Genomic DNA, 21,393 nt, shown 5'->3' on the forward strand with positions numbered 1-21,393 from the left:
TCACTAGTCGCCCAGATAACGTGCCTGCAACGCTTGCCAGGAGGCGCCATTGGTAACGTCCAGAATCGCTTGGCTCAACGGCTCCCGATACGCGCTGCCCGAGGACACGGCAAACGCGTAGGACTGGTTCTCGAAGGTGCCGGGCAGCAGCCGTAACGCTTCGCCCCGGCGCTCGGTGTTGCGATATCGAAGTATCGGCTCGTCGAACACCACCGCCTCTGCCTTTCCATCGATGACCGCTTGAATCGCCTGGGTAAGGTCCGGATAGGCGGTGGCGCGTACACGGTTATCGTGCAGATAGCCGGCGCTGACGGTCCCGTCCACGGTCGCGACGTGGGCGCTGCGCAGATCATCCGGACCCTGCAGTCCGCTTTTCAGGCTGCCGACGGTCAAGGTGCTGGTCACGGCGGCGGTAAAGGTCGACACCATGATCAACGCGGCGAACATCCAGACGATGGCGATCAGGCGGCCTCCCAGCGTGACGGGCGCCTTGTCGCCATATCCGACGGTAGTCATGGTCACTGCCGCCCACCAGAAACTGTGACCGAGCCCCTCCACCGAACTGCCCCCGAATTGCTCGCGGTTGCGCCTGTGCTCGAATAGCCAGAGCAGTGCCCCGACCAACAGCAGCAAGGCACCCAAGCCCAGCACCAGGCTCGCGAATTGCCAGGAAAACAGCGCACGGAGCGCGGTCCAGCCTCCGCCCGCCTGTGCCTGCGGGACACCGATTGCGAGTCCCGTGCGGTAGAAGGGATGGGTGAAGTCGACCAGCGCTTCACGCTCGGCGGTCATGGTCAAGGCGCCAACCACCACGTCTAGCTGATCGTTTTGCAAGCCTGGGAGCAACTGATCGAAGGGCAGCGCTTCCAACTCGTAGCGATACCCCGTCCGTTCGGCGATCGCCTCCCATAGCTCGATGCTGATGCCGCTCCAGCTGCCGTCCGGCTCCTGAATGACGAAGGGGGGCACTTCGGTAACGCCCACGCGTAAGACATCGCCCTGTGCTTGGGCGCTGGCTTGCTGGCTCAGGACGGCGAACAGCATCGCGATCAGTAGTCTAGGCACCTGTCTTCCTCGTTGGACTTGTCGCTCAAGGGTAGCAAAGCGGGTGACGAGGCTCGGGACGCAGGCGTTTTCGAGCAAAGTAGCCTGAATGACATCCGTGTTGTATAGACTCGGGTGAAACGTGATCAGAGGACGACGCATGCGACGGGTTGTATTCAATCAGAAGGGCGGTGTTGGCAAGTCGAGCATTGCTTGCAATCTGGCCGCGGTCAGCGCAACGCAAGGCTATCGCACCCTGCTGATCGATCTGGATGCGCAGGCCAATTCCAGCCATTACCTGTCGGGCCTGACCGGAGATGCAGTGCCCACGGGTATCGCCGACTACTTCAAGCAGGTGTTGGCGGGTGGCGCGGCCGGCAAGAAGGCACGACCGCCGATCACCGAAACGCCCTTCGAAAACCTGCACCTGATCACCGCAACGGCTGAACTGGCCGATCTGCAACCCAAGCTCGAAGCCAAGCACAAGATCAACAAGCTGCGAAAGCTGCTGGAAAGCCTTTCCGAAGAGTACGAGCGGATCTACCTGGACACGCCGCCTGCGCTGAATTTCTTTACCGTCTCGGCGTTGATCGGAGCCGATCGTTGCCTGATTCCGTTCGACTGCGACAGCTTTTCGCGTCAGGCGCTGTACAGCCTGCTCGGTGAAATCGAAGAATTGCAGGAAGATCACAACGAGGGGCTCGAAGTCGAAGGTATCGTGGTCAACCAGTTCCAGCCGCGCGCAGCGCTGCCGCAGCAGATCATCGACGAGCTGCTGGCCGAGGGGTTACCTGTATTGCCGGTGCACCTGATGAGCTCGGTGCGGATGCGCGAGTCGCACCAGGTCTGCACGCCGCTGATCCACTTCGACGCGCGACACAAGCTGACCCAGCAGTTCGTCGAGCTGCACGAGTACCTCGAGCGCCAGGCCTGAGGTCAGGCGTCGCGCGAGCGTTCGATCTTGCGGCCCAGGCGTGAGGCGTAGAGTTCGCCGATGATGCCGCGGCGGAAGATCAGCACGCAGACCATGAAGATGATCCCGGTCACCAGGGTGACCGGCAGCTCCGACGTCGCGAAGTAGTTGCCCAGCGTGGTCACCAGCGCGGCACCGAACACCGGCCCCACCAACGTGCCGATGCCGCCGAGTAGCGTCATCAGCACCACCTCGCCGGACATCTGCCAGCTGACGTCGGTGAGGGTGGCGAACTGGAACACCAATGCCTTCAGCCCGCCTGCGAGACCTGCCAGGGCCGCCGACATGACGAAGGCGCCGAGCTTGTAACGGGACACCGTGTAGCCGAGGGAAATCGCCCGGCTTTCGTTTTCGCGGATCGACTTGAGGATCATCCCGAAGGGCGAGTTGATGATTCGCCAGATCGCCAGCATGCCGAGCAGGAACACGGTCAGCACGAAGAAATACATGTTCAGCGGCTCTTTCAGATCGATCAGGCCGAACAGGTGGCCGCGCGGAATGCCCTGGATACCGTCCTCACCGTGGGTAAAGGGCGCCTGCAGGCAAAAGAAGAAGAACATCTGCGACAGTGCCAGGGTGATCATCGTCGAATAGATGCCTTGCCTGCGGATCGCCAGGAAGCCGATCACCAGCCCCAGCAAAGCGGCGCCGAGTACGCCAACCAGAACGCCCAGCTCCGGCGTCAGCCCCCATTCCTTCACGGCATGAGCGGTGAAGTAGGCGGCGCCGCCGAAGAACGCCGCGTGGCCGAACGAGAGGATACCGGTGTAGCCCAACAGCAGGTTGAAGGCGCAGGCGAAGAGCGCGAAGCACATCACCTTCATCAGGAACACCGGGTAGAAATGCAGCGGGGCCAGGATCAGGCCGACGATACCGATAAGGATCAGGATCATCTCCGGATTCCAGGCCTTTCGCTTTGCTGCGTGGGTTACGGTCGTTTGCTGCATGTCAGCCATCCCTTCCCATCAAGCCCGCAGGGCGCACGAGCAGCACGATCGCCATGACCACGAAGATCACGATATTGGACGCTTCTGGGTAGAACACCTTGGTCAGCCCTTCGAGGATCCCCAGCATGTAGCCGGTGATGACCGCTCCCAGGATCGAGCCCATGCCGCCCACCACTACCACGGCGAACACGACGATGATGAGGTTCGAGCCCATCAACGGGCTGACTTGGTAGATCGGCGCTGCGAGAATCCCGGCAAGCCCCGCGAGACCGGCGCCCAGCCCGTAGGTGAAGGTCAGCAGCAACGGCACATTGATGCCGAAGGTGCGCACCAGTGTGGGGTTCTCGGTGGCGGCCCGCAGGTAGGAACCGAGTTTGGTCTTTTCGATCAGCAACCAGGTGCTCAGGCAGATCAGCAGCGACGCTAGCACGACCCAGGCGCGGTACTTGGGCAGGAACATGAAACCCAGGTTGTAGCCGCCCGACAGCAGGCTCGGCACCGCGTAGGGTTGGCCGGACGAGCCGTAGAAGTAGCGAAAGGCGCCTTCCAGCGCGAGCGCCAGGCCGAAGGTAAACAGCAGGCCATAAAGGTGATCGAGGTTATACAGTCGCGCCAGCGCCAGCCGCTCCACTGCCGCGCCGACCAGACCGACGATCAGCGGAGCCAGAATCAGCGCCGGCCAGTAGCCGATGCCCAGGACTGCCAGCAGCAGATAACCGGCGAAGGCGCCCATCATGTACTGCGCGCCATGGGCGAAGTTAATCACCTTGATCAGGCCGAAAATGATCGCCAGACCGAGGCTGAGCATGGCGTAGAAGGAGCCATTGATCAGACCGATCAGTAGCTGCCCGAGAAACGCCTGGATAGGTACACCGAAGATCTCCGTCATCAGACCCCCAGAGTTTCGTTGAGTATCGTCATGCGATCTGGCAGCTCGCTGACATGGAAGTTATCGACGATCCGCCCGTGATCGACCAGGTAGAAGCGATCCGCGACCTTGCTGGCGAAGCGAAAGTTCTGCTCCACCAGCAGGATGGTCATGCCGCGCTGCTTGAGCGACTGCAGCACATCGCCGATGCGCTGGACGATCACCGGCGCCAGGCCCTCGGTGGGCTCGTCCAGCAGCAATAGCTTCGTCCCGGTACGCAGTATCCGAGCGATCGCCAGCATCTGCTGCTCACCGCCGGAAAGCTTGGTTCCGGCGCTGTTGCGGCGCTCCTTGAGGTTGGGGAACAGCTCGTAGATCTCGCTCGTGGACATGCCGCCCTTGGCGATGATTGGCGGCAGGTTGAGGTTCTCGTCCACCGTCAGCGTGGCGAAGATGCCGCGTTCCTCCGGCACGAAGCCCATCCCCGTATGGGCGGCTCGATGCAGCGGTACGCGCATCATGTCGTGACCATCGAACCGGATGGTTCCGGTCCGTTTGCGGATGATGCCCATGATCGAGCGCAGCGCCGTGGTCTTTCCCACACCGTTGCGGCCGAGCAGCGTCACGGTCTCGCCCTGATGGACGTCCAGGTCGATGCCATGCAGGGCATGGCTTTCGCCATACCAGGCGTTCAGCTCGCGAACACTCAACAGCGGGGTCGCATCATTCATCTTCCGTCCCCATATAAGCTTCGCGCACGCGTGGGTCCTGGCTCACGCTACGGTAGTCGCCGGAGGTAAGGATTTCTCCGCGTTGCAGCACGGTCACCTGATGACAGAGGTCGGCGACGACTTTCAGGTTGTGCTCGACCATCAGCACCGCTCGACTGCGGGCGACCTCGCGGATCAGGTCGGAGACGATGTGTACGTCTTCGTGGCCCATGCCTGCCATCGGCTCGTCGAGTAACAGCATCTTCGGCTCCAGCGCCAGGGTGGTGGCAATTTCCAGCACGCGTTTGCGGCCGTAAGAAAGGTCTGCGGCCAGGCTGTTGTAATCAGCTTGCAGGCCGACCGATTCGATCAGGGCCATGGCCTGGTCGTTCAGCTTGTTCAATGAGCGCAGCGGCAGCCAGAACTGGGTGGCCAGCCCGCCGGGCCGCTGCAGCGCCACCCGCACGTTCTCCAACACGCTCAGATGCGGAAATACTGCGGATATTTGGAATGACCGCACCAGTCCCATACGGGCTACCTTGGCTGGGTCGGTGCGGGTGATGTCGTGGTCAAGCAAGCGGATGCTGCCGCTCGAAGGCTGCAGAAATTTGGTCAGGAGGTTGAACACCGTCGTCTTGCCCGCCCCGTTGGGCCCGATCAGCGCATGGACCCGGGCGTGATGCACGTCCAGATCGACATTGTTCACCGCTACAAACCCACCGAAATCGCGGCGCAGCCCGCGCGCCGACAGCACGACGCGCGGCTGCCCGGCAGCGTCCGGGGACGCCGTAGCTTCCCCGGTTGTGTCACCCATGCTGGCTATCATGCTTATTGCTTGACCAGGTCGCAGCCGCTCTCGGCTGGCTTGATGTAGGCTTCGGCGCCCGGCACCGTGGCGAGTACCTTGTAGTAGTCCCAGGGCTCCTTGCTTTCGTCGGGCTTCTTCACTTCCATCAGGTACACGTCGCTGATCAGGCGGCCGTTGGCGCCAACCTTGGCATCGCGTGCGAAGAGATCGTCCACCGGCATCTCATGCATCGCCTTGGCAACCGCTTCGGTTTCATCGGTGCCGACTTTGTCGATCGCCTTGAGGTACTGCATCACGCCCGAATAGGTGCCCGCGTGGACCATGTTCGGCATCCGTCCGGTGCGCTCGAAGAAGCGTTTGCCGAATTCGCGGGACTGGTCGTCGCGGTCCCAATAGAAGCTTTCGGTAAGGGTCAGCCCCTGAGCGGCTTCCAGGCCAAGACCATGCACTTCCGATAGGGTGAAGAGCAGCGCCGCCAGACGTTGACCGCTGGCGACGATGCCGAACTCCGCGGCTTGTTTGATGGCATTGGCAGTATCCATCCCAGCGTTGGCCAGCCCGATGACTTCGGCGCCGGATGATTGCGCCTGTAGCAGGAAGGAGGAGTAGTCGTTGGTCGCCAGCGGATGGCGCACGGCGCCCTTGATCTCGCCGCCCTTGGCTTTGACGAATTCGCTGGTCTGTTCTTCCAGCGAGTAACCGAAGGCATAATCGGCGGTGAGGAAGTACCAGCTGTCGCCGCCCTGTGACACCAGCGCACCACCGGTGCCGACCGCCAGCGCGTGGGTGTCATAGGCCCAGTGGAAACCGTAGGGTGAGCATTGCTTGCCGGTCAATTCGGCGGTGGCGGCGCCGGTCACCAGATTGATCTTCTTCTTTTGCTTGGAAATGCCCTGCACCGCAAGTGCGACGGAGGAGGTGGTCAATTCCATGATGGAATCGACCTGCTCGCGGTCATACCACTGACGGGCGATGTTGGAGGCGATATCAGGTTTGTTCTGGTGGTCGGCCGTCACGATTTCGATCGGCGCGCCTTGCACCTTTCCACCGAAATCCTCGGCGGCCATTTTCGCCGCTTCATAGGACCACTTGCCGCCGAAGTCGGCGTAGACGCCGGATTGGTCGTTGAGAATGCCGATTTTCACCTTGCCATCGGATATTTCTGCAGCTGTCGCGGGGATCGCGGCGGCCGCGCTCAATGTTGCCGTTGCAATTGCCAGAAGCTTCATCATCGCCTATCTCCTTGCAGGGGTTGACCGCTTACAGGACGGCCCTTGGGGCTGCCACGACGGGACGGTGTGCGGGGTAGCGATCGGCAGGCGGGCCTGCCGACCATCACGGCGGTCGAGCGCCGACCAGCGCTGCACAGGCAAGCCGATGCAGGCAAGGACGTGTCGATCGCAAAAGGTTGGGGCCGACGCAGCGACGGGTGTCGCAGCAGATGGAGGCGCCTGGCGGCATGCCGAGGCAATGGGAGTTCGATCAGCACGGGTTGGGTCATTCGGCCTGGCATACGACGCTTCTAATTATTGTTGTCAGCACTAAACGTAGCAGGGGATCGGCCAGACGCAACTGCGCAAGACGGTGCAAACCGGCCGGGTTGGCAGGCCCTCTCGACGCAACCTGCGGGCTTGACGCTGCCGTTAAGGTCAAGCGTTGGCCAAAGGATTTCGATACCGTTGCCGATAGGGGGGAAAGGCCCGTCGTAAGGTCGCGCCAGCTTGGCCGTTGCGGCGGCATTCGAGGGTCCAGTCGAGCGACCAGATACCCTGCTGATCGGCTGTGCTTTTTTCGATCGGCCGCTGCCGCTATGCTGGCGACCATTCAAGCAGGAGCGATTGATGAGCAAGGTCAGTGTGCTGGTGGTGGATGACGCGCCTTTTATCCGGGATCTGGTCAAGAAAGGGTTGCGCAGCCACTTCCCCGGCATCCGCATCGAGGATGCCGTGAACGGTCGCAAGGCCCAGCAGATGCTCGATCGCGATAGCTTCGATCTGATTCTCTGCGACTGGGAAATGCCGGAGATGTCCGGGCTCGAGTTGCTGACCTGGTGTCGCGCACATGACAGGCTCAAGACCACGCCGTTCATCATGGTCACCAGCCGTGGCGACAAAGAAAACGTGGTGCAGGCGATCCAGTCCGGCGTGTCCGATTTCATCGGCAAGCCGTTCTCCAACGAACAGCTGACCACCAAGGTGCGCAAGGCGCTGGGCCGCGCCGGCAAGCTCGATGCGCTGGCCGCCAGCGCGCCGGTTCGGCCGACCAACACCGGGATGGCCAATGACTCGCTGGCCGCGCTTACCGGCGGCAAGGCCGAGGTGATCAAGCCCCCATCGGCGGCGTCGCCGGCACCCGGAATCGCCGCGCCGCTGGTGAACCCGGGCGCCGCCAAACCGACCGCGGCCAGCGGTGGCCGCGGCCAGGGCCAGCTGCGCCTGGCGAGCGGGACGCTTCCCTGCGTGATCAAGGCGCTGAGCCTCAAGGAAGGTTTGCTGGTGATCAAACGCGGCGAGAGCCTGCCACAGGTACTGGAAAGCGCGGTGCTCGATCTGGAGCAGGGGGAGGGCGGCGAGGTGGCCCGTCTGAACGGTTACCTGCATGCGGTTGCGGCGTTGGAGCCGAAGCCGGACAGCGAATGGCTGCAGTTGACCTTCCGTTTCGTCGACCGTGATCCGCAGAAACTCGACTATCTGTCGCGGTTGATCGCCCGCGGCACCGCGCAGCGGCATTTCGTACCCGGCGCTTAGCCGGCTCGGTAACGCCATTCAGGCGGATGGCACGACGGGCCGTTCGTCCGAAAAGAAAGCGCATCGGGGAACGATTTCACAGCCCGACAGTCGGTGGCTCGCGCATGCCCCGTTGCGCTGCTAGTCTGCAGCGCTCTGAATACATAACCACATGAAGTCTGCCGTTATGTTGGGGCGCATCATTCTGGGTCTCGGGTTGTGCTGGCTGGCCTCGTCCGCCTCGGCCCTGACCATCTACAAATACACCGACGCCAACGGCGTGGTCACCTACAGCGACCAGGCCGCGCCGGGCGCGCGCGTGTTCACCTTCAGCGATCGGATGGTCGAGAAGCTCGACACTCAGGTGAAGCTCGAAACGCGCAAGCATGCCGGCGGCGAAACCCTCGTGGTGCGCAACGATCTGTTCGCCCCGGTCGATGTGGAACTCAAGCTGACCGGTGTGCAGAACGCCGTCGGCGCGCCGGACAAGCCGATCCGCTGGGTCCTGCCGCCGCGCAGCCAGATCCGCCTGGCGACGCTGGCCCCGCTGGACCCGAGCAAACCGCTGAAGTACACCCCCAAGCTACGCCACGCCCTCGGCGATCCGCGCCTGCTGCCCAAACCCTACCGATACCCGCTGCCCTGGCGCGGCGGCCCGTTCCGCCTGACCCAGGGTGCCAACGGCAAGTACAGCCATTTCACCCCGAAAGGCCGTTACGCGGCGGATATCGCCATGCCCGAAGGCACGCCGATCATCGCGGCGCGCGGCGGCATGGTCGTGAAGATCGAGAATGCCCAGAGCGGGCGGGGCAACAACCCGGCCGGCAATTTCGTCCGCGTGCTGCACGACGACGGCACCATGGGCGTCTACCTGCACCTGATGCAGGGCTCGGTCAAGGTTCGAGAAGGGCAGCGCATCGAGACCGGCACCCAGCTGGCCCGTTCGGGCAACACCGGCAACAGTACCGGCCCGCACCTGCACTTCGTGGTCCAGCGCAACGTCGGCCTGGCGGTCGAATCGATCCCCTTCGACTTCGCCCAGCCGGTTAACAGCCTGCCCAATTTCGCGGTCGGCGGCGACTGAGCGGAGCTTGCGGGTGTTGAACGTCTTGCTGCGAGGCGCTGATAGCCGTCCTGGCCAGCAGCGCTAGTTCATTCACATATCGACACGGCACTCGTTGCCATAGCGGCACTGCGCTCAGTGACTAAGGCCGATGCTCTGCAGGGCGGGGCGATGACGCCACAACAACAGCGCCAGGGTCACGGCATACAGCCCGATCACCACCAGGCCCACCCACTGGATCTCGAAGGGGGTGAACTTGAATAGCAACACCAGGCTGATCAGCAGACCGACATTCAAGGCGATGAAACGTGGCCGTCCGAGTTTCTCGACACTGATGCCAAGGTTATCGGTGTACAGGCGCACCAGCGAGTCAACCGAGTTGATGACGAAGATCACCCCGACGCCAAGCATGGCGAGCTTCGCGAATTGACCGACTCCGATGCTCAGCGTGAAGTAGCCATAGAGCACGGAGAACCAGATCGCCAGGGGGATGGACGGGATCACCAGCAACGCCAGCAGCAGTTGCCAGGTGCGCAGGCCACCGACGAAGCGCGAGACGAACTGGCCGATCATCACGCTCCAGGCGAACCACCAGAACAGATAGAAGGCGTGGTAGTCACCCAGCGGCAGGATGAAGCCGGGCAGTTCGGCGAAGTAGCCGGTGCCGATCTTCGTCGCCGCCTCGCCGAAGAACGCCAGGCCGAGATCCGCCGCCCACCACATGCCGACAATCAGTGCGAAGAACAGCCAGGTCGAACCGACGCTGAGCAGCTTCAGGTAGCGGATGTCGGTGCTCGAATAGACCGCTGCCAGAACGATCGCCGCTACCACCAGGTAGTTTAGGCTGTCGCCGAGCTCGGGCGCGTACCAGGCAATGTTGACCAGGAACAGGTAGGCGGTGAAGGCGCAGGTGGTGACGATCACCAGGTTGTTTACGAGCTTCACTGGCCGCAGCTCGAACAGCTTGACCCGCGGCTCGACCACGCAGAAGTAGAAGGTGGTGATGAAATAGAAGGCCCAGATCAGGAAGCCCCAGAAGCCGAACTCCACCGCCAGGGGGTTGGAGAATCGATAGATGGTTTCTTCGGCGTAAGTGGGAAATTCGGTCAGTGGGAAGATGATCAGGCCCATGTCCAGGCCGGACGTGAACAAGATGGCAAGAAAGGTGAACAGGCCCACTGGTTCCGTTCCGGTACAGCGCAGGTTGCCCCAGCGCATCAGGATCAGCAAGGTGGTCGCGAGCAGGACAATAATCGCGCCCGATAAAATCATATTCATAGGGGCTCCCTCGCGCCGCTCCGGTTCGTCGGCTGCGCCGGGACTCCGGGATCGGCGGGTATTGTATTTATTGGATGGCGCCGTGTTTTTGGCCTTCGGAGTGACGTCGGGGCTGTGTAGGCAGCTGAAGGCCGAGGACCATCCTGGCGCGCTGAGCCGGATGCCGCTTATCTGGATGCGTCCTCGAAAATCCTGTGACCGGCCTCCAGGGCTAGGCCGGCATTCGGCGGCTGCCGCGTTACCCTTGCCCGCGAAATCGGCAGGATGCCTGGCCGTCAGGGGCTGCTAGCGACCGTTTAGCCACGCTGGGACTGTCTGGCGCGCGCTGTTGCGGCCAATGAAGGGATGAGCGAAGGGGCGTTCGCGTGGGTGAATGCCGTGAACTGGCTGTGTTCAGCGGTGGCCATGGCCTAGAGCAACCGCATCCAGCCGTCTGCGACTACGCGCAGCGGCGCAAGGAGGGCCGCTCGAAGAAGTTACACGGAGGGCTCAGGCCGGCGACCCCAGACTATAGCGGCACGGCCTCATGATCCAGGCGCAGCACCTTGGCCAGCACGATCTTCGGCCCGCGCATTTTCTTGATGACGATCTGCAGGTCGTCGACCAGTAATACTTCGTTTTCTTCGGGGACACGTTTGAGGCTTTCATAGACCAGGCCTGCCAGGGTATCGGCCTCGATGTGATCGAGGTCCACGCTCAGCAGGCGTTCGACCTTGTACAGCGGGGTGTCGCCGCGGACCAGCAGCTTGCCCGGCTGATAGGCGAGGATGCCGCGTTCGGTCTTGCGGTGCTCGTCCTGGATATCGCCGACCAGCACTTCGAGCACGTCCTCCATGGTCAGGAAGCCCACCACCTTGTGGTCGCCTTCTTCGACCAGCACGAAATGCGCGCCGCCCTGGCGCAGCTGCTCGAGCAGCGTGCTCAGCGGCAGATGCCGGGACACCCGATCCAGTGGTCGCAGTAGCGCGGCGAGGTCGAAATGCTGCGCGAGGTTTTCGTCGCCAGCCAATGCCAGCAGCAGGTCCTTGATGTGCAGCAGTCCGATGTAGTCGCCCTGTTCGCTGTCGTACACCGGGTAGCGGCTGTACTTGTGGCGGCGGATCAGGTCGAGGATCTCCGCCAGCGAGGCGTCGTGGTCCAGCTGCAGCAGATCTTCGCGTGAGTTGGCCCAGTCGGCCACTTCCAGTTCACTCATCTCGACCGCGGACGCCAGCACCTTGATGTCCTGGTTGGCCGGGTCCAGCGCGCGGTTCGAATGCAGGATCAGCTTCAGTTCGTCGCGGCTGTAGTGGTGCTCGTGGTGTGCTCCCGGTTCGCCCTGGCCGGCGACGCGGAGGATCGCGTTGGCGCTGGCATTGAGCAGGTAGATGGCCGGATACATTGCCCAGTAGAACAGGTACAGCGGCACGGCCGTCCACAGCGACAGCAGCTCGGGCTTGCGGATCGCCCAGGACTTGGGCGCGAGCTCGCCGACCACGATATGCAGATAGGAAATGATGAAGAACGCGGTGAAGAAGGCGATGCCATGCACCACCGCAGGCGACTCGACGCCGACGGCGGCCAGCAGCGGTTCGAGCAGATGGGCGAAGGCCGGCTCGCCGACCCAGCCCAGGCCCAGCGACGCCAGTGTGATACCCAACTGGCAGGCGGACAGGTAGGCATCCAGCTGGTTGTGCACCCGGCGCAGGATATGTCCGCGCCAGCCATGCTCCTTGGCAATGGCCTCGACCTTGGTCGAGCGCAGCTTGACCATGGCGAACTCGGCGGCAACGAAGAAGCCGTTGAGCAGGACCAGGAACAGCGCAAAGAGGATCAGACCGAAGTCGGCGAAATACGAAGAGGCGGCGTAGCTCGGGGATAAAGCAGGGGAAGGGTCCATTGAGGTATCGGGTAGTCGATGAGGCCCCAAGGATGGGGCCGCTCGGGGGTTATTTCAAGGCGTCACCAGGGCGCCGGGCGCCGAGTGGTCGTGGCCGGTCATTTCACGGTCGCCTGCGACAGCGGGAAGTGGCAGGTGAAGGTGCTGCCCTTGCCGGGCGTGCTGTAGACGTCGAGACGGCCTTCATGGCGCAGCAGCACGTGCTTGACGATGGCCAGGCCCAGGCCGGTGCCGCCGGTGTTGCTGGCGCGGCTGGAGTCGACCCGGTAGAAGCGCTCGGTCAGGCGCGGCAAGTGTTTGGATTCGATGCCGATCCCCGAGTCCTGCACCGCAAGATGAGCGCCGTGCTCGTTGCACCACCAGCGGATCTGCACCTCGCCATTGTCCGGGGTGTATTTCACGGCATTGAACACGAGGTTGGAAAAGGCGCTGCGCAGCTCGCTCTCGCTACCCTTGAGAAGCAGCGTCGGATCGGCTTCGACGATGATCCGGTGGTTGCGCTCGGCGGATAGCGCCTGGGCGTCGCTCTTGATCGATTGCAGCAGGGCGGCGACGTTGACCGGCAGGGTGTTGGTCGGCGGACTGGTGGCTTCGAGTTTCGCCAGCAGCAACAGATCGTTGAGCAGATGCTGCATGCGCCCGGCCTGCTGGTTCATCTGGTGCAGTGCCCGCGGCCAGCGCGGCGGCATCTGCTCGGTGTGCTCGATCATGGTTTCCAGGTAGCCGGCGATCACCGTCAGCGGCGTGCGCAGCTCATGCGAGACGTTGGCGACGAAATCCTTGCGCATCTGTTCCAGCTGGTGCAGCCGGGTGATATCGCGTACCACCATCAGGTGCTCGCTGTTGCCGTAGCGGGTGATGGTGACCTGTAGCCAGAGGCGGTCGTTGACCGGCGAGGACAGCTCCAGCGGTTCGTCGTGGCGGCCGTTGTCGAAATATTCCTTGAAGCTGGGATGGCGCACCAGGTTGGTGACCGGATGGCCGGTGTCCTGTGGCTTCTTCAGGCCGAGCAGACGTTCTGCGGCGGGGTTCCACCATTCCAGGTTACCGTCGCTGTCGAGCATCACCACCGCGTCCTTCAGTGCCGTGGTCGAGCCCTGGACGCGATCGATCACCGACTGCAACTGGCCGCGCTGACGGATATCGCGACGCTGCATCTGATAGAGGTTGTCGAAGATTTCGCCCCAGGGGCCGTGGCCGTCCGGTGGTGGCTCGTCCGGCTGGCTGCGCTTGAGCCAGCGCTGCAGGCGGCGCATCTGTTGGAGGATCCAGGCCAGGTAGCCGGCCAGGCCCGCAGCCAAGGCCCAGCCGTACTGGCCGGAGATCAGTCCGACCAGCAGGCAGCCGGCCAACAACAGCAGCAGCTGGCGCACCAGAGCGCCTTGCCAGTCTTGGTTCACCGCTTGTGCTCCTCTTGGCAGCCTGGGCTGGCCGGTCAATGCTCGGCGACGCTGGCTGAAGTTCGTCCCTGAACGGTCGCGGCGTGTGCCGGCCGGGTGCGGTTTCGTCAGCTCTTGGTGGAAAAACGATAGCCAGTGCCACGTACGGTCTGCACCAGGTTCTCATAGGTCTCGCCCAACGCCTTGCGCAGGCGGCGGATGTGTACGTCCACGGTGCGTTCCTCGACGTAGACATTGCCGCCCCAGACCTGATCGAGCAACTGGCCACGGGTGTAGGCGCGCTCCTGATGGGTCATGAAGAACTGCAAAAGGCGATACTCGGTCGGGCCCATGTCGGCCGGGGTGCCGTCGATGGTGACGCGATGGCTGATGGGATCGAGCAGCAGGCCACCGATCTCGATCGGCGTTTCGTTGTCGCTGGGTGCGGCGCGTCGGAGCACGGCCTTGAGCCGCGCCACCAGTTCACGCGGCGAAAAGGGTTTGGTGATGTAGTCGTCGGCGCCCACTTCCAGGCCCTGGATCTTGTTGTCCTCGGCATCCTTGGCGGTGAGCATGATGATCGGCGTATTGGCCGTCATCTCGTCGCGCTTGAGGCGCCGGGCCAGCTCGATGCCGGAGGTGCCAGGCAGCATCCAGTCGAGCAGAATCAGGTCGGGTTGACGGTCGACGATCAGCGCGTGGGCCTGCTGGGTATTTTCCGCTTCGAGGCATTCGTAGCCAGCCATCTCCAGCGCCACGACGATCATCTCGCGAATCGGCGCTTCGTCATCGACGATCAGTATGCATTTGCCGTTCATGTCCGCTCTCGGTCCGTTTCTTGTCGCTCGGCATTAGATAACGGAAATGTTGCAGGGATGTTACATGGAGCGGCTTTAGGCTACAGGCCACAGGCGGCAGGTAAAAGCGCGTAAGTTCGTTTCGGCGCCGCCGCGCACACTGGTCAGCCTGAAGCCTGAAGCCTGAAGCCTGAAGCCTGAAGCCTGAAGCCTGAAGCCTGAAGCCTCAAGCCGCCTTCATCGCGTAATCCATAACGATCCCCGCGAGAATCGCCAGCCCGGCCCAGTGGTTATGCAAGAAGGCCTTGAAGCAGATCTGCGGCTTGCGCGAGCGGGTTTTCCAGAATTCCCAGGCGAAGCACGCGGCGGCGATGGTCAGGCCGAGGTGGAACCATTGCCCCAGCTCGAAGCGCACGCCAGCCAGAATCAGGCAGAACAGGGCGAGGCCCTGGAGCGTGGCGATGATCACCCGATCGGCTTCGCCGAACAGAATGGCGGTGGATTTGATGCCGATCTTCAGGTCGTCTTCGCGGTCGGCCATCGCGTAGTAGGTGTCGTAGCCCACGGTCCAGACGACGTTGGCGATGAACAGTAGCCAGGCTTCGGGAGGCAGCTCGCCGCGCTCGGCGGTGAAGGCCATCGGGATGCCCCAGGAGAAGGCCGCGCCGAGCACCACCTGCGGGTAATAGGTGTAGCGCTTCATGAAGGGGTACAGCGCGGCGACACCTAGTGCGCCGAATGACAGCCAGATGGTCGCGGCGTTGGTCAGCAGCACCAGGCCGAAACTGAGGGCGACGAGGATGGCGAAGAGAATCCAGGCTTCCTTCGGCGTGACCTTGCCGGTAGCCAATGGGCGGCCCTTGGTGCGGCTGACATGGCCGTCGAAGTTGCGGTCGGCGAAGTCGTTGATCACGCAACCGGCGGCGCGCATGAGGACCACGCCGAGCACGAAAATCAGCACATTTTTAACGCTGGGCGAGCCCTCGCCGGCAATCCACAGCGCCCAGAGCGTCGGCCACAGCAGCAGATAGGTGCCGATCGGGCGATCCAGGCGCATCAGCTGGATGAAGTCCCAGGCGCGCGGGTGGAGGCGATTGCTCGATTGCAGAAGCTTCTGGTACACGGCGGTCTCCGGTCGTGAGGGCGGTTGGGCAGTTTGTGCCGGGTTCAGGTCGCGATCCGTGCGGCTCGCCACAGCGCTGGCAGGAAGACCTCGGCGACCAGTACGCGCAGGTCGCCCTGGCTGAAACAGGAACGACGAGCCCAAAGGTCGGCCTGTCGTGCCTGCTGCGGCAGCCAGTCGGCCGGGTAACGGCGTGCTTCCAGCGGGCCACGGGCGAAAGCCGGATTGCTGAACAGCAGCTCGCCCAGCGAACGGCTGCCCAGGTGCGGCAGGTCCAGTCCAGACTCTTCGAGTACGCAGCGCGCAGCGACGCTGCGCGCGAATACCCAGGGTTGCTCGTGGCCGCGAAGATAGACCTCGCGCACCCAGCCCTCGCTGCCATTGGCCACGCCGAGCGCCGCGCATTCGTCGTCGCGCAGCGCCTGCCATCCTTCCACCAGCGGCGTGACGCTGAACGCGCCTTCTGCCAATTGGGTGAGGCGACGGGTGAGCGAGCCCCGGTCGACATAGAGCCAGTCGTGAAGGTCGGCAGGGAGCGGGGCGGGCAGGCGGTCGGCGGGCAGCCAGGTGTGGAAATCGGACACGAGCGGTTTCGGGCAGTGAAAAGAAGCGGCGAGTCTAGCATGAGGGGTAACGACAGCCTGAAGCCGGAAGAGTAGCCGAGCCCAGGACGGCGGGCGGCCCATGCATCCGCCTTGCCGCCGCTGCGTTTCGTTGGCGCGCCTGCTCGCGAATGGCTATTGCGAGTGATCCCTTGAGCAGGCGAACCACGCCTCCTGCTCCGATTAGGCGGCTCTCGGCGCAGTGGTTACGTCCAACCCTCCAGTCGCATGGTCGCGCGCACTAGGCGCTGCTCTTCCTGCTCGATTTCCTTGAGGTTGTCGCGAATGCTGTGGATGTGATCGCGCGCCGCGCGCTGGGCCTGGTCCGGCAGTCGTTCGGTGATGGCGTGGAACAGCCGCGAGTGCTGTCGGTCGATCTGCCGTTTTTGCATCGGTCGGTGATAAAGGTTGTTCACCGAGGCAAACACAGTGGACAGCATCAGGTCGGTCAGCGACTGCAGCGTGTGCACCAGCACCGGGTTGTGCGACGCCTCGCTGACAGCCAGGTGGAAGGCATGATCGAGGCGCGCATGCTCGCGCGGGTCGGCGGCTTCTGCAGTATGCGCAGCGAGCATTTCCTCGTAGCGGCGGCGCAGCAGGATGAAGTCGGCATCGGTGCCGCGCAGTGCCGCCAGGCGTGCTGATTCACCCTCCAGCAGGGCGCGTACTTCGAGCAGGTCATAGAGTGTGCGCGGCTGCGAATTGAACAGGTGCATCAGCGGGCTGGCGTCGTGTTGGCCGGACAGCTGTGCGACATGCGAGCCGCGGCCCTGGGCGGTTTCGATGATGCCGCGACCGCGCAGCACGCGCAGACCTTCGCGAAGGGCCGAGCGCGAGATGCCGAGCTTTTCGCACAGGCGCCGCTCCGACGGCAGCGCCTGACCGACCTTGAGCACGCCGTCGACGATCAGCCGCTCGATACGCTCGGCCACCACATCGGCGAGCTGGCGCCGTTCCCCTGAATTTTCAAGCAGCATACAGGCCTCCTTCACTGGTAGGACCAGTTTGAGTGCAGTCTACCGGATCTGCGAGCAACACGCGCCAAGTCCCGATATCCGCTGGTTTGGCTGCTCTTGCCTGAAAGGTTGCCGAAAGAAACTGGTAGGACCAGTGGTTTTCCAGATGGACGATTCAAAGCCGCAGGGCTAATGATGCGTCAAACCACCGCAGCTGGCCGTGCGCGGTGAACGCAAAGAAGAGCCCCGACTGCCATGAATATCCTCTACGACGAACGCGTCGACGGTGAGCTGCCCAAGGTTGACAAGGCGGCGCTGCTGGCCGAGCTGCAGGCGCAACTGCCCGGCATGGACATCCTCCACCGCGGCGAAGACCTCAAGCCCTACGAGTGCGACGGGCTGTCCGCCTACCGCACCACGCCGATGCTGGTGGTGCTGCCCGAGCGCGTCGAGCAGGTCGAAACCCTGCTGAAAATCGCCCACAAACGTGGCGTGCCAGTGGTGGCGCGTGGCGCCGGCACCGGGCTGTCCGGCGGTGCGCTGCCGTTGGAGCAGGGCATCCTGCTGGTGATGGCGCGTTTCAACAAGATTCTCGAAGTCGACCCGGCCGGTCGCTTCGCCCGGGTTCAGCCCGGCGTGCGCAACCTGGCGATCTCCCAGGCGGCGGCGCCTTATGATCTGTACTACGCGCCCGACCCGTCCTCGCAGATCGCCTGCTCCATCGGCGGCAACGTCGCCGAAAACGCCGGCGGCGTGCATTGCCTGAAATACGGCCTGACCGTGCACAACCTGCTCAAGGTGGAAATCCTCACCGTCGAAGGCGAGCGCATGGTGCTCGGCGCCGATGCGCTGGACTCGCCCGGCTTCGACCTGCTGGCGCTGTTCACCGGTTCCGAAGGCATGCTCGGCATCGTCACCGAGGTCACGGTCAAGCTGCTGCCCAAGCCGCAGGTGGCCAAAGTGCTGCTGGCCGCCTTCGACTCGGTGGAAAAGGCCGGTCGTGCGGTGGGCGACATCATCGCCGCTGGCATCATCCCCGGCGGGCTGGAGATGATGGACAACCTGTCGATCCGAGCCGCCGAAGACTTCATTCACGCCGGCTATCCGGTGGATGCCGAGGCGATTCTGCTCTGCGAACTGGATGGCGTCGAAGCCGACGTGGTCGACGATTGCGCCCGTGTCAGTGAGGTCCTGAAGCTGGCCGGTGCCACCGAGGTGCGTCAGGCCAGGGATGAAGCCGAGCGCGTCAAGTTCTGGGCCGGTCGCAAGAATGCATTTCCGGCAGTCGGGCGAATCTCGCCGGACTACTACTGCATGGACGGCACCATCCCGCGCCGCGAGCTGCCGGGTGTGCTCAAGGGCATCAGCGACCTTTCCGACGAATACGGTCTTCGCGTGGCCAACGTATTCCATGCCGGCGACGGCAACATGCACCCGCTGATCCTGTTCGATGCCAACACCGAGGGCGAGCTGGAGCGCGCCGAGGCGCTGGGCGGCAAGATTCTCGAGCTGTGCGTGAAGGTGGGTGGCTCGATCACCGGCGAGCACGGCGTCGGGCGCGAAAAGATCAACCAGATGTGCTCGCAGTTCAACGCTGACGAACTGACGCTGTTCCATGCCGTGAAAGCCGCATTCGACCCCAGCGGCCTGCTCAACCCCGGCAAGAACATCCCGACACTGCATCGCTGCGCCGAATTCGGCGGCATGCACGTCCACGGCGGGCAGTTGCCCTTCCCTGAACTGGAGCGCTTCTGATGACGGTCTCCTTCGACGACAGCCAGCAGCTGCTCGACCAGGTCAACCAGGCGTTGGCCAGCAACACCCCGCTGCGTATCCACGGTGGCGGCAGCAAGGCGTTCCTCGGTCGTGAAGTCCGGGGCACACCGCTGGACACACGGGCACATCGCGGCATCGTGACCTACGACCCGACCGAACTGGTGATCAGCGTTCGCGCCGGCACGCCGCTGGCCGAACTGGAAGCCGCGCTCGACGAGGCCAATCAGATGCTGCCTTGCGAACCACCGCACCTGGGCGAGGGCGCCACCGTGGGCGGAATGATCGCCACCGGCCTGTCCGGCCCGCGTAGGCCCTGGTCCGGTTCGGTGCGCGATTTCGTGCTCGGTTCTCGTGTGATTACTGGCCACGGCAAGCACCTGCGTTTCGGTGGCGAGGTGATGAAGAACGTGGCGGGTTACGACCTGTCGCGCCTGATGGCCGGCAGCTTTGGTTGCCTGGGCCTGCTCACCGAGGTTTCGCTCAAGGTGCTGCCCAAGCCGCGCCTGTCGCGCAGTCTGCGCGTCGAGATGCCGGTCGAGCACGCGCTGCTCAAGCTGGCCGAATGGGGCCAGCAGCCGGTGCCGATCACCGCGGCGAGCCATGACGGGCAGGCGCTGCACTTGCGGCTGGAGGGCGGCGAAGGTTCGGTCAACGCCGCCTGCGATCGCATTGGCGGTCAGGATCTGGACGCAGCCTACTGGAGCGATTTGCGCGAACAGCGCCTGGGCTTTTTCAACGATGCACGCCCGCTGTGGCGCCTGTCGCTGCCCACCGATACTCCGGTGCTGGCCCTGCCTGGCGAACAACTGGTCGACTGGGCCGGCGCCCAGCGTTGGCTGAAATCCGATGCCGACGCGCAGACCATCCGCAGCATCGTCAGCGAAGTGGGCGGTCATGCCACTTGTTTCACCGCCGGTGCCACGGCCAGCCCGTTCCAGCCGCTGGCCGAGCCGTTGCTGCGCTATCACCGCCAGCTGAAAACGGCGCTCGACCCGCAGGGGATATTCAACCCTGGCCGCCTGTATTCCGAGGTCTAGGTCGCGCCCAGCGCGATTGGCCGCTGCGACGCCGTGCCAGAGAGCGCAAGACAAGGCGTGAGGAGAGAAGTTTGGTGGTCCAAATGAACGACGAACAACGATGGATTGCGCTTTCTGGGGCGCGTCCCGAAGGGTTGGCGCGAAGCGCCAACGCAAAGAGCCAATTCGCGTTGGGAGCGACCTGTTAATGCAAACGAATTTGAGTGAGGCCGCTAAGAAACTGCCACGTGCCGAGGAAGCCGAAAGCATTCTGCGCTCCTGCGTGCATTGCGGCTTCTGCAACGCCACCTGCCCGACCTATCAGCTGCTCGGCGACGAGCTGGACGGCCCGCGTGGGCGCATCTACCTGATGAAGCAGATGTTCGAGGGTGGCGAAGTCACCGAGGCCACCCAGACCCACCTGGACCGCTGCCTCACCTGCCGCAACTGCGAAACCACCTGCCCCTCCGGCGTGCAGTACCACAACCTGCTGGATATCGGCCGCGACTTCATGGAACAGCAGGTGCCGCGCTCGGCGGGTGAGCGCCTGCTGCGCACCGGTCTGCGCACCGTGATCCCGCGCCCCGGGCTGTTCAAGAGCCTGCTCAGCACCGGCAACATGCTGCGTCCGCTGATGCCGGCGACGCTCAAGGCGCACATGCCGCGCCAGGTCACCCCGGCCAAACCGCGGCCGCAGACCGTGCATGCGCGTCGCGTGCTGATTCTCGAGGGCTGCGTTCAGCCGAGCCTGTCGCCCAACACCAATGCTGCTACGGCGCGCGTACTCGATCGCCTCGGCATCAGCGTGATGACCGCGCGTGAAGCCGGCTGCTGCGGCGCGGTGGACTATCACCTCAATGCCCAGCAAGCCGGCCTCGATCGCGCCCGTCGCAATATCGACGCCTGGTGGCCGGCCATCGAAGGCGGTGCCGAAGCCATCGTCCAGACCGCCAGCGGTTGCGGTGCCTTCATCAAGGATTACGGCCACCTGCTGCGCGACGATCCGGCCTACGCGACCAAGGCCGCGCGGGTCAGCGCGCTGGCCAAGGATCTGGTGGAAGTGATGCGCAGTGCCGAGCTAGAGCGGCTGAAGGTCGAGACGGACAAGCGCATGGCTTTTCATTGTCCCTGCACGTTGCAGCACGCACAGAAGCTCGGCGGCGCGGTCGAAGACGTGCTCACCCGGCTCGGCTTCCACCTCACCGCAGTGCCGGATGCGCATTTGTGTTGCGGTTCGGCAGGCAGCTATTCGATCACCCAGCCGGAAATTTCCCATCAGCTGCGCGACAACAAGCTCAATGCGCTGGAAAGCGGCAAGCCGGAAGTCATCGTCACCGCCAACATCGGTTGCCAGACGCACCTCGACGGCGCCGGGCGGACCCCGGTACGGCACTGGATCGAGATCGTCGAGGAGGCGATGCAGTAACCCCAACCCCCAATCGCGCCGT

Annotated in this window: 19 protein-coding genes; 6 read left to right on the plus strand and 13 right to left on the minus strand. The window is 63.6% G+C overall.

What is annotated here, in order from left to right; all coding sequences use genetic code 11:
• Positions 1-3: 3 nt before the first annotated feature.
• Positions 4-1,065 carry a transporter substrate-binding domain-containing protein gene (locus tag KCX70_RS01775; protein ID WP_249121690.1) on the minus strand — a complete coding sequence of 354 codons (1,062 nt, stop codon included), beginning with the start codon at positions 1,063-1,065 and terminating at the stop codon, positions 4-6.
• Between the two features lie 139 nt (positions 1,066-1,204).
• Between KCX70_RS01775 and KCX70_RS01780 the strand changes: the two genes are divergently transcribed.
• On the plus strand, positions 1,205-1,978 hold the full coding sequence (locus KCX70_RS01780) for a ParA family protein (protein ID WP_212619104.1): 774 nt from the start codon (positions 1,205-1,207) through the stop codon (positions 1,976-1,978).
• A gap of 2 nt (positions 1,979-1,980) precedes the next feature.
• Here the strand turns inward: KCX70_RS01780 and KCX70_RS01785 are convergent, their stop codons facing one another.
• From KCX70_RS01785 to KCX70_RS01805, 5 genes are read right to left on the minus strand one after another with little or no spacing between them, the layout of a single operon-like run.
• Complete coding sequence (locus KCX70_RS01785; protein WP_212619105.1) at positions 1,981-2,964, minus strand: branched-chain amino acid ABC transporter permease; 984 nt, start codon at positions 2,962-2,964, stop codon at positions 1,981-1,983.
• 1 nt (position 2,965) lies between these two features.
• Complete coding sequence (locus tag KCX70_RS01790; protein ID WP_212619106.1) at positions 2,966-3,853, minus strand: branched-chain amino acid ABC transporter permease; 888 nt, start codon at positions 3,851-3,853, stop codon at positions 2,966-2,968.
• Positions 3,853-4,563, minus strand: coding sequence for an ABC transporter ATP-binding protein (locus KCX70_RS01795; protein ID WP_212619107.1), 711 nt, complete (start codon positions 4,561-4,563; stop codon positions 3,853-3,855). The genes KCX70_RS01790 and KCX70_RS01795 overlap by 1 nt, the downstream gene beginning before the upstream one ends.
• Positions 4,556-5,356: an ABC transporter ATP-binding protein gene (locus KCX70_RS01800; protein WP_212619108.1), complete on the minus strand. Its 801-nt coding sequence runs from the start codon at positions 5,354-5,356 to the stop codon at positions 4,556-4,558. The genes KCX70_RS01795 and KCX70_RS01800 overlap by 8 nt, the downstream gene beginning before the upstream one ends.
• Before the next feature lie 14 nt (positions 5,357-5,370).
• On the minus strand, positions 5,371-6,579 hold the full coding sequence (locus tag KCX70_RS01805; RefSeq protein ID WP_212620273.1) for an ABC transporter substrate-binding protein: 1,209 nt from the start codon (positions 6,577-6,579) through the stop codon (positions 5,371-5,373).
• Positions 6,580-7,191: 612 nt separating this feature from the next.
• On the opposite strand from KCX70_RS01805, the gene KCX70_RS01810 reads away from it, so the two are divergent.
• Positions 7,192-8,097, plus strand: coding sequence for a response regulator (locus KCX70_RS01810; RefSeq protein WP_212619109.1), 906 nt, complete (start codon positions 7,192-7,194; stop codon positions 8,095-8,097).
• A gap of 166 nt (positions 8,098-8,263) precedes the next feature.
• Positions 8,264-9,160, plus strand: coding sequence for a peptidoglycan DD-metalloendopeptidase family protein (locus tag KCX70_RS01815; protein ID WP_102846411.1), 897 nt, complete (start codon positions 8,264-8,266; stop codon positions 9,158-9,160).
• Positions 9,161-9,274: 114 nt separating this feature from the next.
• On the opposite strand, the gene KCX70_RS01820 is transcribed toward KCX70_RS01815, so the two are convergent.
• From KCX70_RS01820 to glcC, 7 genes are all read right to left on the minus strand, one after another.
• A complete protein-coding gene (locus KCX70_RS01820; protein WP_212619110.1) occupies positions 9,275-10,417 on the minus strand; it encodes a BCCT family transporter in 1,143 nt (380 codons plus the stop codon).
• Between the two features lie 508 nt (positions 10,418-10,925).
• Positions 10,926-12,296 (minus strand): hemolysin family protein, encoded by a 1,371-nt coding sequence (locus tag KCX70_RS01825; protein ID WP_102851665.1) that lies wholly within the window; start codon positions 12,294-12,296, stop codon positions 10,926-10,928.
• A gap of 98 nt (positions 12,297-12,394) precedes the next feature.
• Positions 12,395-13,696 (minus strand): phosphate regulon sensor histidine kinase PhoR, encoded by a 1,302-nt coding sequence (phoR, locus tag KCX70_RS01830; RefSeq protein WP_212619111.1) that lies wholly within the window; start codon positions 13,694-13,696, stop codon positions 12,395-12,397.
• A gap of 107 nt (positions 13,697-13,803) precedes the next feature.
• On the minus strand, positions 13,804-14,493 hold the full coding sequence (gene phoB / locus KCX70_RS01835) for a phosphate regulon transcriptional regulator PhoB (protein WP_045160331.1): 690 nt from the start codon (positions 14,491-14,493) through the stop codon (positions 13,804-13,806).
• Positions 14,494-14,698: 205 nt separating this feature from the next.
• Positions 14,699-15,595, minus strand: coding sequence for a 4-hydroxybenzoate octaprenyltransferase (ubiA, locus tag KCX70_RS01840; RefSeq protein WP_212619112.1), 897 nt, complete (start codon positions 15,593-15,595; stop codon positions 14,699-14,701).
• Positions 15,596-15,639: 44 nt separating this feature from the next.
• Positions 15,640-16,179, minus strand: a complete 540-nt coding sequence (locus tag KCX70_RS01845) for a chorismate--pyruvate lyase family protein (protein ID WP_243391789.1) — start codon at positions 16,177-16,179, stop codon at positions 15,640-15,642.
• 224 nt (positions 16,180-16,403) lie between these two features.
• The gene (glcC, locus tag KCX70_RS01850; protein WP_021207217.1) at positions 16,404-17,174 is read right to left on the minus strand and encodes a transcriptional regulator GlcC; all 771 of its coding nucleotides are present in this window, start codon (positions 17,172-17,174) and stop codon (positions 16,404-16,406) included.
• 234 nt (positions 17,175-17,408) lie between these two features.
• Here glcC and glcD point away from each other — a divergent pair, with 234 nt between their 5' ends.
• From glcD to glcF, 3 genes are all read left to right on the plus strand, one after another.
• Positions 17,409-18,908, plus strand: a complete 1,500-nt coding sequence (gene glcD / locus KCX70_RS01855; protein WP_212619113.1) for a glycolate oxidase subunit GlcD — start codon at positions 17,409-17,411, stop codon at positions 18,906-18,908.
• Entirely contained in the window at positions 18,908-19,966 is a 1,059-nt protein-coding gene (gene glcE / locus KCX70_RS01860) for a glycolate oxidase subunit GlcE (protein WP_212619114.1), read from the plus strand. Before glcD ends, glcE begins: the two co-directional genes overlap by 1 nt.
• A 187-nt stretch (positions 19,967-20,153) precedes the next feature.
• A complete protein-coding gene (gene glcF, locus KCX70_RS01865; RefSeq protein ID WP_102851660.1) occupies positions 20,154-21,371 on the plus strand; it encodes a glycolate oxidase subunit GlcF in 1,218 nt (405 codons plus the stop codon).
• Positions 21,372-21,393: the final 22 nt, after the last annotated feature.

This window comes from Stutzerimonas stutzeri, from assembly GCF_018138085.1.
Taxonomy (GTDB): Bacteria; Pseudomonadota; Gammaproteobacteria; order Pseudomonadales; family Pseudomonadaceae; genus Stutzerimonas; species Stutzerimonas stutzeri_AI.